The sequence below is a fragment of the Rhizobium sp. NZLR8 genome, from assembly GCF_019685025.1.
Lineage (GTDB): Bacteria > Pseudomonadota > Alphaproteobacteria > Rhizobiales > Rhizobiaceae > Rhizobium.
Genome location: NZ_JABDVY010000025.1, coordinates 1 through 14188 on the forward strand (window position 1 = coordinate 1; position 14188 = coordinate 14188).

Annotated in this window: 9 protein-coding genes; 2 read left to right on the forward strand and 7 right to left on the reverse strand. The window is 60.9% G+C overall.

Annotated elements, in window-relative coordinates; genetic code table 11:
- Nucleotides 1-479: 479 nt before the first annotated feature.
- Nucleotides 480-2420: a M23 family metallopeptidase gene (locus HJB89_RS32135; protein WP_164007964.1), complete on the forward strand. Its 1941-nt coding sequence runs from the start codon at nucleotides 480-482 to the stop codon at nucleotides 2418-2420.
- A gap of 103 nt (nucleotides 2421-2523) precedes the next feature.
- Here the strand turns inward: HJB89_RS32135 and clpB are convergent, their stop codons facing one another.
- The 7 genes from clpB to HJB89_RS32170 form a co-directional block, all read right to left on the reverse strand.
- The gene (gene clpB, locus HJB89_RS32140; protein ID WP_221150988.1) at nucleotides 2524-5124 is read right to left on the reverse strand and encodes an ATP-dependent chaperone ClpB; all 2601 of its coding nucleotides are present in this window, start codon (nucleotides 5122-5124) and stop codon (nucleotides 2524-2526) included.
- Between the two features lie 250 nt (nucleotides 5125-5374).
- A complete protein-coding gene (locus tag HJB89_RS32145) occupies nucleotides 5375-6121 on the reverse strand; it encodes a DUF4167 domain-containing protein (protein ID WP_221150989.1) in 747 nt (248 codons plus the stop codon).
- A gap of 342 nt (nucleotides 6122-6463) precedes the next feature.
- On the reverse strand, nucleotides 6464-7324 hold the full coding sequence (gene prmC / locus HJB89_RS32150; RefSeq protein WP_221133181.1) for a peptide chain release factor N(5)-glutamine methyltransferase: 861 nt from the start codon (nucleotides 7322-7324) through the stop codon (nucleotides 6464-6466).
- On the reverse strand, nucleotides 7321-8400 hold the full coding sequence (gene prfA / locus HJB89_RS32155; protein ID WP_221133182.1) for a peptide chain release factor 1: 1080 nt from the start codon (nucleotides 8398-8400) through the stop codon (nucleotides 7321-7323). Before prfA ends, prmC begins: the two co-directional genes overlap by 4 nt.
- 29 nt (nucleotides 8401-8429) lie before the next feature.
- Nucleotides 8430-10697, reverse strand: a complete 2268-nt coding sequence (gene ptsP, locus HJB89_RS32160) for a phosphoenolpyruvate--protein phosphotransferase (protein WP_207581948.1) — start codon at nucleotides 10695-10697, stop codon at nucleotides 8430-8432.
- 89 nt (nucleotides 10698-10786) lie between these two features.
- On the reverse strand, nucleotides 10787-12061 hold the full coding sequence (locus HJB89_RS32165; protein WP_003566987.1) for an aspartate kinase: 1275 nt from the start codon (nucleotides 12059-12061) through the stop codon (nucleotides 10787-10789).
- Between the two features lie 294 nt (nucleotides 12062-12355).
- Nucleotides 12356-13255 carry a LysR family transcriptional regulator gene (locus tag HJB89_RS32170; RefSeq protein ID WP_207581949.1) on the reverse strand — a complete coding sequence of 300 codons (900 nt, stop codon included), beginning with the start codon at nucleotides 13253-13255 and terminating at the stop codon, nucleotides 12356-12358.
- 178 nt (nucleotides 13256-13433) lie between these two features.
- Here HJB89_RS32170 and HJB89_RS32175 point away from each other — a divergent pair, with 178 nt between their 5' ends.
- Complete coding sequence (locus HJB89_RS32175) at nucleotides 13434-14180, forward strand: SDR family NAD(P)-dependent oxidoreductase (RefSeq protein ID WP_221150990.1); 747 nt, start codon at nucleotides 13434-13436, stop codon at nucleotides 14178-14180.
- The last annotated feature ends 8 nt before the right edge of the window (nucleotides 14181-14188 follow it).

A 14188-nucleotide genomic window follows, 5' to 3' on the forward strand; every position in this document is an offset into this window, starting at 1 on the left:
GAACACAAACCAGCAATCGCCAATCCGCTTGAGTTTCTTTAGAACGAAAGACTTCGTCGCCAGCAGCGCCGCCGCCCTCGTTCAGTGAGTGGGCTTATAGAACTAACCCTCCCAAACAGTCAACAGCGCTTTTCGAAAAAACTGATTTTTCTTTCAAGCAATTGTTTTTACGGGATAAATTTCAGACCGCATGGAAATGCGGTCGTTTCCCGGATTCCGACCGACCTGCCGCGGCCAGGAAAATGAACCTCTTTCGACTTTTTGGGGGAGGAATGCTTTTTCCACTCCACCGCGCCCCGACATCATCACAATCTGCTGGTCTTAAGAGACACACGATTCACACAGGCAAATGCAGGCAGACTGCCTTTCCCGGTGCGATTTGACTTCCATGCCTATAATATGCACATCTTTCGCCCCAGCCAGGATGGCCGAGAAATGCTTCCAGAGACGTCGAATGTAAGGACGCGGACCCGACTGCCATGATGACGGAGAAAATGATGATCCGCTCGTTGGGCAACGAGCCTCCGCTTCTGGCCGACGGCAGGCGTGCGCCCGACCGCCGCGAGGTTTCCTTGCGCTGGCTCTCGGGCACGTTCCTCACCGGCATTACATCCTCCGTTCTGATGGGCGTCGCGCTTTTTGCCGCTCTTGACGGCCGCCAGCAACTGGCGATCCCCGCCGAGGCCTATGCAAGTGCTGCCGCGGACGCGCACGAGGATACGACAGTGGTGCGCGGCGGAAGGCTGATCGCGCCCGCCATCGCCGCAAAACCTTCCGACCGTGCCATCATGGAAGTTTCGACCGTCGTCCACGATGGCGAGAAAGAGGTCGTTCGTCGCCAGCCTTTCGCGCATGTGAAGATGACGCTGGCCGCCAACCATGTGGCGACCGAGGACTATCCCGACTTTGATCCCCTGGCGATCTTTTCCGCCGACGAGCCGCAGCCCGCCCCGCAAAGCCGCACTGGCGCGCTTTACGGCTCCGATGTCGAATCCGAAGTCAGCCTAAAGACCATTTCCTTCCCGACCGGCAAGAGCAGCATGAAGATGGCGTCCGGCCTGTCGCTCGAAGAGGTCGAAGAAAACGTGCGTTCCAATGGCTCGGTGCTGACTGATGGCAACACGCAGCTTGCAGCCCTTTATTACGTCGATCCACGCCGCTTCTCCAATGAGGATGCCGATGTCGATCTGACCGCCGGCCTGTCGGCTCGCGTGCTCGAACAGAACATGACCGTTTCCGCATCGGAATCGATCACGCCGCAGACCGAGGAGTTCGCCGACGACATCCTGCCCGTCCGCGTCGATACGCCGATCGCCAAGGCGCTGACGGATTCCGGCTATCCGCAGCAATATGCCGATGGCATTGCCGGGTTTATCTCACAGCAACTGGGTTCCGCCGATCTCGACAAGGGCGACGTGCTGCGGATCGGCATCATTCAGAAGGGCGAGCAGGCAAAGATCATTCGAGCCAGCGTCTATCGCGGCACGCGCCATCTCGTCACCGTGGCCGTCGACGACAAGGGCAGATACGTGCCCGGAAGCGAGCCGCCGATGCTGGATGCCATCGCCACCGCCTTCGATGACAATTCATTCGCGCCGCCACCCGGCCAGAACCTGCCGCGCGTCTATGACGGCATCTATCGCGCGGCCCTGTCCTACGGCATGACCAAGGATATGACGGCGCTGATCATCAAGCTGCTCGCCAGCAATGTCGATTTCCAGGCGCAGTTGAGGTCGACCGATAGTCTCGAGGCCTTCTTCTCCGTCGCCGACAGCGCCGGCCAGGCGACCGAGGATTCCGAACTGCTCTACGTCAACGCTCGTTTCGGCGATACGCAGACGCGCTTCTACCGCTTCCAGGACCCCGATGACGGCACGGTCGACTATTTCGACGAGAACGGCAAGAGCATCCGCCAGTTCCTGCTGCGCAACCCAGTTCCGAACGGCATCTTCAAATCGGGCTTCGGCATGCGCCGTCACCCGATCCTCGGTTTCGCCCGCATGCACACCGGTGTCGACTGGGCGGCCCCCCGCGGTACGGCAATCATCGCCGCCGGCAACGGCACTGTTGAAAAAGCCGGCTGGGATTCCGGCGGTTACGGCAACCAGACGATCATCCGCCATGCCAACGGCTATGAATCCTCCTACAATCACCAGAGCGCCATCGCCAAGGGCGTTATCCCCGGCGCCAAGATTCGTCAGGGTCAGGTGATCGGCTGGGTCGGCACGACGGGCGAGTCCACCGGACCGCACCTGCACTACGAGCTGATCGTCAACGGCACCAAGGTCGATCCCTTGCGCATCCGTCTGCCGGGCGGCAAATCGCTGCAGGGCGAAGCGCTGGCCAAGTTTGAGGACGAGCGCAAGCGTATCGATACGCTGCTGAACAATCAGACGGCAGATCAGGTGGCGAGCAAGTAATCGCCGCTATAGCCGGCAAGCTGATGAACCGTTCAGTCGTTTCGCCCCCGCCAAACAGAAATGGCGGCCAAAGCCGCCATTCTCATTCATCCGGAGAAACGGCTTAGGCCGCTTCGCTCACCGTCTGCCGCGTCCTGAACTGCAGCCGGTCCGAACCGCTCGTCACCTTCACCGTCGACCCATCAGGCACCTGGCCCGACAGGATCTGCTCGGCCAGCGGATCCTGCACGAATTTCTGGATCACCCGCTTCAACGGCCTTGCGCCGTAGACCGGATCGTAACCCTTATTCGCCAGCCAGTGGCGCGCTTCCTCGTCAAGGTCGATGACGATCTTGCGTTCGGACAGCAGCACCACCAGCCGCTTCAGCTGGATATCGACGATCGCGCCCATCTCCTCACGCTTCAGCCGGTGGAACAGAATGATCTCATCGATGCGGTTCAGGAATTCCGGCCGGAAATGCCCGCGCACAACCTCCATCACCTCCTCGCGAACCGTATCGCTGTCGTCACCGTCCTTGAGCTGCGTCAGATATTCGGCGCCGAGGTTCGAGGTCATGATGATCATCGTGTTGCGGAAATCGACGGTCCGCCCCTGGCCGTCCGTCAGGCGTCCGTCATCCAGCACCTGCAGCAGGATGTTGAAGACGTCTGGATGCGCCTTTTCGATCTCATCGAACAGCACGACCTGATACGGCCGGCGGCGCACGGCCTCCGTCAGCGCCCCGCCTTCGTCATAACCGACATAGCCCGGAGGCGCACCGATCATCCGGGCAACGGAGTGCTTCTCCATATATTCCGACATGTCCATGCGCACCATCGCCGTTTCGTCGTCGAAGAGGAAGCGGGCGAGCGCCTTGGTGAGCTCCGTTTTACCGACGCCGGTTGGGCCGAGGAAAATGAACGAGCCGATCGGCCGGTTCGGATCCTGCAGACCGGCGCGGGCGCGGCGCACAGCGCGCGACACCGCCTGAACCGCATCGCCCTGGCCGATTACCGATTTCGCCAGTTCATCCTCCATCCGAAGCAGCTTGTCGCGTTCGCCCTCCAGCATCCTGTCGACCGGAATGCCGGTCCAGCGGGAAACGACATGGGCGATATTGTCGGGGATAACAACCTCCTGCACCATCGCGCCGCGTTCGCCATCCTGCCTCTCAGCATCGACCAGCTGCTTTTCCAGATCCGGGATGACACCGTAGGTCAACTCGCCGGCGCGCTGGAATTCACCCTTGCGCTGGGCAATCGCCAGTTCGTTGCGGGCATCGTCGAGCTGCTTCTTGAGATCGGCGGCAAGGCCGAGCTTCTGCTTTTCCGCCTGCCAGCGGGCCGTCAGCGCATCGGCTTCCTCTTCGAGGCCGGTCAGTTCGGTCTCCAGCCGCTTCAGCCGGTCGGCCGAGGCAACGTCGGTTTCCTTCTTCAGTGCCTCGCGCTCGATCTTCAGCTGGATGATGCGGCGGTCGAGTTCGTCGAGTTCTTCCGGCTTGGAATCCACCTGCATGCGCAACCGCGCCGCCGCCTCGTCCATCAGGTCGATCGCCTTGTCGGGCAGGAAACGATCGGTGATATAGCGGTTGGAAAGCGTCGCAGCCGCCACCAGCGCGGCATCGGCGATGCGCACCTTGTGATGCTGCTCGTATTTTTCCTTCAGGCCGCGCAGGATCGAGATCGTGTCTTCGACCGTCGGCTCGTCGACGACAACAGGCTGGAAGCGCCGAGCAAGCGCCGGGTCTTTTTCGACATGTTTGCGATATTCGTCGAGCGTGGTCGCGCCGACGCAATGCAGCTCACCGCGGGCAAGAGCGGGCTTCAGAAGGTTGGACGCGTCCATTGCCCCATCGGCCTTGCCGGCGCCGACCAGCGTGTGCATCTCATCGATGAACAGGATGATCTCGCCGTTCTCAGCTTGCACCTCGTTGAGCACGGCCTTCAGCCGCTCCTCGAATTCGCCGCGGTATTTTGCACCGGCAATCAGCGCGCCCATATCGAGCGCCATCAGCTTCTTGTCCTTCAGCGATTCCGGCACGTCACCGTTGACGATGCGCAACGCCAGACCCTCGACGATCGCGGTCTTGCCGACACCGGGTTCGCCGATCAGCACAGGATTGTTCTTTGTGCGGCGCGAAAGCACCTGAATGGTGCGGCGGATTTCGTCGTCGCGGCCGATCACCGGGTCGAGCTTGCCGTCGCGGGCTTCGGCGGTGAGATCACGTGCGAACTTCTTCAGCGAATCGAAACCCTGCTCCGCATTGGAAGAATCCGCCGTCCGGCCCTTGCGGATGTCGTTGATGACCTGGTTCAGGCCCTGGGCCGTCACGCCTGCGTTTTTCAGTGTCGAAAACGTCGAGGCCGAGGATTCGATCGCCAGCGCCTGCAGCAGGCGCTCGACGGTGACGAAGCTGTCGCCGGCCTTCTTCGCCGCCTCTTCGGCGGTCGAGAGCACCTTGGCGAGCGGCTGCGCCAGATAGATATTGCCGTTACCGCCGGAAATTTTCGGCAGTTTGGCCAGCGCTGCGTCATTGGCGAGGCGTGCAGCCTTGGCATCGCCGCCGGCGCGCTCGATTAGCGACGCCGCCATGCCCTGATCGTCGTCGAGCAGCACTTTCAGCACATGTTCGGGCGTGAATTGCTGGTGACCCTGCGCCAGCGCATAGGTCTGCGCCGACTGAATGAAGCCGCGCACCCGCTCGGAGTATTTCTCGATATTCATATTCTACCTCCATGGATCGCCCTGCCCTGACGAGGCGCAGACCGATGATTGAGATCGACCCCCTGAAAAGGCAGGCCGCGCTTGGCCCATCTCAGATTTGGGCGAAGCAGTCGAGGAGAATATGGTACCCTGTTCTGCGAGTTTAAAGAGCCGACAAAACGAAAATCCCCGGCGCGAAGCCGGGGATTTTCGTCGCAATTCTAACAGATGGCATGAACCTCATACTCCCCCTGAAGGAGAAGCGAAATCCTCATTCCGATGCGGCGTCAGCCAGTACCGGCGCCTCGCCAGAGGAACCCTCGCCCTCAGCGGCTGCTTCGCCTTCAGCGCCGCGACGCGGGCGACGGGGACGGCTGCCGGTGCTGCGACGGCGGGGCTGGCGCGGCTGACCGCCGGAGCCTTCCTCATCCATGGCGACCTCGGCCGGAATGCCTTCGATCTCCGGCTGCGGGCCGGTTCCGTCGATCACCTCGGGCTGGGGTGCCGGTGCAGCCGCCGGGGCAGGCGCCGGTTGCGGCTGTGCCTGCGGCCGGTGCTGCTGCCTGCTCTGCGGCGGCTGGACGATAACGACATCGTCGCCGTCATTGTCGTTGTTATCCATATCGTCGCCGTCGCGATCCGCACCGTCCCGATCAGAACCATCGCGATCATATTCGCCGCGATCGTCGCGCTGGAAGCGTTCCTGCATCTGCGCCTGGGCGCTGGCGATGATACGATAGTAATGTTCGGCGTGCTGGAGATAGTTCTCGGCAATCACGCGGTCGCCGGAGCTTTGGGCGTCGCGGCCGAGCTGTGCGTATTTTTCGGCGATATGCTGAGCAGTACCGCGAATCTTCACATCGGGGCCGGAACTGTCATAGGTCCGGGTCAGCGGATTGCCGCCCTTGCGGCTGAAATTGTTGTTATTGTTATTGTTATTGTTACTTCCGCCGCCGCCACCGCCGTTATTGTTGTTACCACGCCCTCGACCGCGCTTGTTCTGCTGTCCTGGCCTCATAGATCGTTCACCTGAATTCTCTGTTTATGATGGATACATGGCACCAACCGCCATGACCGAAAAGCGGGTCAGGACCTTTGTGCCGCGAGCATACCGCGCCTTTGCGCCGACCTGCCGCTTGGTTTTCAAGTCAGATTGACTGATTCACGCATTGGGTCGTGTTCAACCGTTGAAACTCTCGTTTAAAAGAGCGGACCCCCGAGGCAAACCAAGTACCGAACGAATCTCGTTCATTCCTATCTGCCCAACACGTGACCGCAACCTATATTGCTTCCCGTGGAAATCCAAGCCTTTTCTTCGCAATAACAATAATGTCCTGTTCAATGCAGCAATTATCGCCAGTCACGCGAGCGCGAACACGAGCACTCTATCATTCTGACCATAATCTTTTACGGATTTGAGGCATTTGAAGCCTTTCGCTTCAAAAATCGCCGTCACATCGTTTCGCTGATCGTAGCCGATTTCGAGTCCGACGACCGCATCGGGCCTCATGAACCTTGCGGCATCTTTGGCGATCGCGCGGTAGGCGTCAAGCCCATCCGGGCCGCCATCCAGTGCCGCAACCGGATCAAATTTCGTCACTTCGGGAGCAAGATCGTGAATGACATTGGAAGCAATATAGGGCGGATTTGAGACAATCGCATGAAACCAACCCTGGATGCTCTCGAACCATCTCGACTGTACGGCTTGGAAACGATCCTGTAATCCGTTTCTTTCTGCATTCGATGTTGCCGTCCGAAGTGCATCCGCCGAAATATCGCTGCCGATACCTGACGCTTCAGGACATTCGCTCAAAAGCGCAAGGCATATCGCCCCCGTCCCGGTTCCCATATCAAGAATATGGAGATGGTCTTGCGCCTCTGCAAGGTCATTCAGATAGGCAAGCACCGTATCGACCAGGATTTCCGTATCCGGTCGCGGTTCCAGCGTTTCCACTGAGAGCCGAAGCGGCAGGCCATAGAACTCCCGCTCGCCGAGAATGCGATGCACCGGCTCATGACCGAGCCGCCGCTGCACCGCCTTGAAAATCACCTCGGCCTGCTCAGAAGAAAGCCGCTCGGACGATCGCGTCAAAAGCTCGGTCGGCGATAGCTTCAGAAGGCCCGCGACAAGCAACCGCGCATCGGTCGCCGGGTCGGCGACACCTGCTTCGATGAAGCGGCGGCGCGCTTCGGCAAGCGTATCGGCGACCGTCGAGCTCATTGTTGCTCGCCGAGTTGTGCCAGCTGGCTTGCCTGGTAATCGGCCATCAGCGCATCCACCACCTCCTCGATCTCACCTTCCATCATCCGGTCGAGCTTGTAGAGCGTCAGATTAATACGGTGGTCGGTAATGCGACCCTGCGGGAAATTATAGGTTCGGATGCGTTCCGAGCGGTCGCCGGAGCCGACCTGGCTCTTGCGGTCGGCCGAGCGCTCGCTGTCGGCCCTCTGCCGCTCGGCATCGTAGAGCCTGGAGCGCAGCACCTGCATCGCCTTGGCGCGATTCTGGTGCTGCGATTTTTCCGAGCTGGTGACGACGATACCGCTCGGCAGATGGGTGATACGCACCGCGGAGTCCGTTGTATTGACGTGCTGGCCACCGGCACCCGAAGAGCGCATCGTGTCGATGCGGATATCCTCCTGGCGGATCTCGATGTCGATCTCCTCGGCCTCCGGCAGCACAGCCACCGTTGCGGCCGACGTATGGATGCGCCCGCCCGCCTCGGTCTCCGGCACACGCTGCACACGATGCACGCCGGATTCGAATTTCAGCTTGGCGAACACGCCCCGGCCGGTGATCGTCGCGATGATTTCCTTGTAGCCGCCGGCTTCGCCCTCGCTCGCCGAGAGCACCTCAACCTTCCAGCCTTTCTCCGCCGCAAAACGCTCGTACATGCGAAAGAGATCGCCGGCAAAAAGGGCCGCTTCAGAGCCGCCTGTGCCGGCGCGGATTTCGAGGATGGCGCTCTTCTCGTCAGCCGCATCCTTCGGCAGCAGCAGGATCTGCATCTCCTGCTCAAGCGCCTCGATCTGCTCTTTCACCTCGGGCAGCTCCAGCTCCGCAAGGTCGCGCATTTCGCGGTCGACCGACTTGTCTTCGAGCAGCGTTTCGAGATCGGCAAGCTCGGCGATCGCCCTCTCATAGGCGCGGATCTTCGTCACGACGGGCTGCAGCTCGGAATATTCGGATGCGAGCTTCACATAGACATCGGCAGCCGGGCCGGCCGACATGCGCGCTTCGATCTCGCCGAAACGGCGTTCCAGCTCGCGCATCTTTTCAACGGGAAGCTTCGCCACCCTTCACTCCGATTCTTCTTAGTCTCTGTCTAAAGGGGAATATTGTGGCTTTCGGCGAAGCGGGCAAGCACCTCGCGCATCGGCATCATGGCGTGGATATCGTCCAGCACCTCGTCCATCGCCTTGGTCAGCGCCCCGACATCGAGCCCGAGCAGCATTGCCTTCACCGGCCCGATCGAGGCCGGCGACATCGAGATCGAACGGAAGCCGATGCCGAGCAGCGCCATCGCCGAGATCGGTTTGCTGGCAAGCTCGCCGCAGAGCGTTACCGGCGTCTTGTTCCGGTCCGCGCCGCGCACGATATCGCGCAGAATGCGCAAAAACGGTTTGCCGAGCGGATCGAAGCGGTCCGAGACCCGCGCATTGCCACGATCGACCGCCATCGAAAACTGGAAGAGGTCGTTCGAACCGACCGAGACGAAATCGACCGCCTCCATCAGTTCATCGAGCTGCCAAAGCAGTGCAGGCACCTCCAGCATCGCGCCGAATTGCAGCTTGCGCGGCAGCCCGTGGCCGAAGCGCGAGAGATGCTGCACTTCCTTCTGCAACAGCTCGCGCACGATCTTCAGCTCGGAAACCTCGGTCACCATCGGCACCATCAACTTCAGCTCGGTGTCTGCCGATGCCTTCAACAGAGCGCGCAGCTGGGTACGCAACAGTCCCGGCCGGTCGAGCGACAGCCGGATGGCGCGCCAGCCGAGTGCGGGATTTTCTTCCTCATGGCCGCGGAAATACGGCACGACCTTGTCGCCGCCGATATCAAGCGTACGGAAGGTGACGGCGCGGCCCGCCGCCTGTTTTATCACATTGCGATAGAACTGTTCCTGCTCGTCCGCCTTCGGCATGGTGGAGGCGATCATGAACTGCAGTTCGGTGCGGAAGAGGCCGATGCCCTCGGCACCCGATTCCGAAAGCTGCGGCAGGTCGACCAGCAGCCCCGCATTCATCATCAACCCAATCCGCTGCCCATCCTTGGTCACCGGCTCGACGGCGCGCAGCGCCCGGAACTGTTCCTGCCGCCTGGCGCGGAAGCGAACCTTTTCCTCGTAGGAACGCCGGTGATCGGCCATCGGTCGCAGATGTACATGTCCCTCGTCGGCGTCGATGATCACGGCATCGCCGTTCTCGGCGAGCGCCACCACACCGGCTGCCTGGCCGATGACCGGAATACCCATGGCGCGCGCAACGATCACCACGTGGCTTGTCACCGCGCCTTCTTCCAGCACCAGCCCGCGCACATTGGCCCGCGGATAATCGAGCAGCTCCGCCGCGCCCATGGCACGCGCCAGGACGACCGCATCGTTGGGGAAACCTTCGGCAGTCGTCCGCCCGGTATACCCCGTCAATTGTCTGAGCAGCCGGTTCGCCAGATCCTCGAAATCATGCATGCGTTCGCGCAGATAGGGGTCGGTCAACCGCATCATCCGGGCTTTGGTGTCGCTCTGCACCTTCTCGACCGCCGCTTCCGCCGTCAGGCCGTTGCGGATCGCCTCCTCGAGCTTGCGCACCCAGCCCTGGTCATGCGCGAACATGCGATAGGTCTCGAGCACCTCTCGATGTTCGCCCTCCATCGAGACATCGCGACGCGACAGCATGTCGTCGATCGAGATCCGCAGCGAGCCCATGGCTTCGGCCAGCCGCCGGATTTCCTTCTCGGCATCCTCGTTCAACAAATTGGTGACGACGATGCGCGGCTCGTGCAGCACGACGTAACCGAGGCCGATGCCGTCATTATACGTGTCGCCGTCGACGGTCACTGAACGCGTCAGGTCAAGTTCGAGGCCCGGCTTGGTGATCTTCTTCAGCTCGCCGGTGGCGATCATCTCGGCCAGCACCATCGCCGTCGTCTCGAGCGCTTCCAGCTCTTCCTCGCGATAGTTGCGGCTCGCCTTGTTCTGCACGACGAGAACGCCAAGCGAGCGCCCGGTCCTGAGGATCGGCACGCCGAGGAAGGAATGGTAAATCTCTTCGCCCGTTTCCGGCAGGTAGCGGAAAGCAGGGTGCGACTGCGCATCGGAAAGGTTCAGCGGCTGGGCCGAGGCGGCGATCGTGCCGACCAGGCCTTGCCCCATTTTCAGTTGCGCCAGGTGCACGGCCTCACGGTTGAGGCCTTCGGTCGCATAGAGTTCGAGCACGCCGTCGGCCCGCAGCACGTAAACGGAGCACACCTCCGCCACCATGTTGCCGGCGATCTGGCGGACGATCCGGTCAAGACGATCCTGCGGCTCCAGCGGCTCCGCCATCAACTCGCGCAGCCGCCTGAGCAGCACGCGCGGACCGCCGGAAAGGTCTCTCATGGCGTCTCAAGCTCCCGAAACAACGCACTCAGTCCCGGCGGGCCGGCCTTCGTCTCCTCAACCTGAAGGGGCAGGCCGCCCACTGGGAATCAATTCTTATCCAGACCGTAGCAGGAATGCAAAGTCCTGACAGCGAGTTCTGCATAGGGACCGTCGATCAGGATGGAAATCTTGATCTCGGAGGTCGTGATCGCCTTGATGTTGATGCCTTTTTCGGCAAGTGCACGAAATGCGGTAGCCGCAACGCCGGCGTGACTGCGCATGCCGATGCCGATGACCGACACTTTCACCAGCCCCGATTCGTTCTGCACGACATCGTAGCCGATCTTCTCCTTATGGTCGCCGAGCACCTTGATTGCCTTCTCGACGTCACCTGACGGTACGGTGAAGGTCATGTCGGTCTTCGACCCGTCCTCGGAGATATTCTGGACGATCATGTCGACATTGATATGGGATTCCGCGAGCGGCCCGAAGATCGCCGCGGAAACGCCCGGCCTATCGGCTAGACGGCGAAGCGAGATCTGAGCCTCATCCTTGGCATAGGCGATGCCGGTGACTACTTCCTGTTCCACGATTTCATCCTCGTCACAAATCAGCGTTCCGGGCGGGTTTAGCAGATCGCCCATGCCCGGAGCATCGGGATCTTCGAATGACGAGCGCACGAAGGTGCGCACCTTGTGCACCATGGCAAGCTCGACCGAGCGCACCTGCAGCACCTTGGCGCCGAGCGATGCCATCTCGAGCATTTCCTCGAAGGCGATCTTCTTCAGCCTGCGCGCCTTCGGCACGATGCGCGGGTCGGTCGTGTAAACGCCGTCGACATCGGTATAGATATCGCAACGATCCGCCTTGACAGCTGCCGCGATTGCGACGGCCGACGTATCCGATCCGCCGCGTCCGAGCGTCGCGAGGCGGTTGTCTGGTCCCAGTCCCTGGAAGCCGGCAATGACGGCAACCTGCCCCTCGCCCATCCGTTTGACGATGTCGGAACCGTCGATTTCCATGATGCGCGCCGCGCCATGCGCATTGTCGGTGCGGATCGGGATCTGCCACCCCTGCCAGGAGCGCGCATTGATATCCATCGCCTGCAATGCGATCGCCAGCAACCCGGAGGTCACCTGCTCGCCGGAGGCGACCACCGCATCATATTCCCGCGCATCGTAAAACGGCGAATTGGCGCCGATCACCTTCGGCATGCCCTGGACCCAGCCGACCAGTTCATTGGTCTTGCCGGACATGGCCGACACCACAACCGCCACCTCGTGGCCGGCATCGACTTCGCGTTTTACATGGCGGGCGACGTTCTTGATGCGGTCCAGGTCAGCGACGGACGTGCCGCCGAATTTCATTACGATGCGTGCCATATGCCTCTACCACGACTGGCGCCGGGAAAGCGGAAAACCGGACCCGGCATCACGAAAGCTCTGGGGCAGACCGCTTGGCCAGAGAGCCGGGCTCCCGACTTCCGGAACCGCTCAAAAAGCCTAGGTCCCCAAGGCCCCAAGTTGCGGCGTCTCTTAGCGAGTTTGGCAGGGGGAGGCAAGCGCGCGCGATAAAAGCAATTACCCAACTTTGCGTCAAAAGCTGTCCCTGACTACCCGTCACGTTGCCCGCGGAGGTCCCGGCACGTAGGATTGAGAAAACAGATCGCAGGACTCTCATTTCACCTTGTCGGAAAAACGCTCGATCATATCGTCCACACGCGACAGGAAGAGCTTGAGCAATGGCGAGCTGTTTGCCTTGTGATACCCCACCATCAGATCGATTGTCGGCGCCTCGCCGATGAGCGGGCGGCTGATGACCGACCAGGATAGGAAGTTCTCGGCATAGGCGGGAAGCAGCGCGACGCCGCGGGTGGACGCGACAAGCGACACGCCCATGGCGAAATTGTCGATCAGGTGCTTCGGCGCGATCTTGAGACCGAGCCGATCGAAATAGTCGTTGATGACGCCGCGGAGTATATGCGGCGTATCGGACATCCCGATGAAAGTCTCGCTGGCAAGATCCATGGGATCGATCGCCTTGCATGCGGCAAGGCGATGGTCGCTTGGCAGGATCACCACCAGCGGTTCTCTTGCGATGACGACATATTCGATATCCGGCTTCGGTTCGCGGCGCAGAAAGGCGATATCGAGTTTTCCGCGCTGGAGTTCATCGGCAAGCTGCGGCGAATACTGGCTCGAGACCCTGATCTCGATGTTGGGCAGCTCGTCCCGAAGAATTCTCGTGGCATGAGGGAGCCAATCCACCTCCTGTCCCGTCAGAAAGCCGATGGAGAACACCGGTTTGCTAGGCTCTGCAGCGCGCCGCGCCGCCTCCACCGCAGCTTCCGCCTGAGCAATCGCCTGACGTGCATGCTCCAGAAAGGCAAGCCCGGCTGCCGTCGCCTCCACACCCCGCGCGCTACGCGTCAGCAGCGGAACGCCGACCTCGTATTCGAGATCCCTGATTTGACGGCTGAGCGAAGGCTGTGCCGTGTGCAGCCGTTGTTCAGCGGCAAGCGTCAGGCTGCCTTCTTCGACGACGGCGACAAAATAGCGAAGATGCCGGAGTTCCATCTTTACCTCCATGCCTGGAAGGCATGGCTACCAACTTACAAAGTCTTTTTCATCGGCGCAAGAAGCGCCTAGATCTTTGCTCAACGGAAACGATCACGGAAACAAAATCAGACGACAAAATCTGCGCCTGTTTTGATCGATCTTTCGGAAAAACAATGACTTTCAACGGATTAATATCATGTCTACCCCCGTCGTTCTTATCACAGGCGCGCTGACCGGCATCGGTCGAGCCGCTGCAGTAGCACTGGCCAAGGAAGGTAACCGAGTTGTCGTTTCCGGCCGCAATGAGGAAGCAGGCCATGCCTTGGAAACCGAGCTTCGCTCGCTAGGCGCTGAAGCCGAGTTCATCCGCGCGGATGTTCGCGACGATGACGATGTCCGCAAGCTGGTGGATCAGACGATCGAACGCTTCGGTCGGTTGGATGCAGCGGTCAACAACGCCGGCACCGAAGGCAAGCCGGGCGCCGTGACCGAACAGACCGCTGAGAGCTATGGAGCGACCTTCGATACCAACGTGCTCGGTACGCTGCTTTCGATGAAGCACGAGTTGCGCGTCATGCAGGCGCAGGGCCGCGGCAGTATCATTAATATCTCGTCGACCTATGGTCATGAAGGAGCCGCCGGCGCGTCCGTTTACGTCGGCAGCAAGCATGCGGTCGAAGGCATGACCAAGTCGGCGGCGCTCGAAGTCGCCGCGACCGGCGTTCGTGTCAATGCCGTGGCACCTGGCCCGACTGAGACGGGCATGCTGAACCGCTTCACCGGCACACCGGAGAACAAGGCTGCACTGCTTTCTGGCGTGCCGCTTGGCCGTATCGGTCAGCCGGAAGAGATGGCCCATGCCATCGCCCTTCTTGCTTCCGACAAAGCTTCGTTCATCACCGGCCAGATCGTCACGGTCGATGGCGGCAAGACTGCTGGTTAATGCCGAAC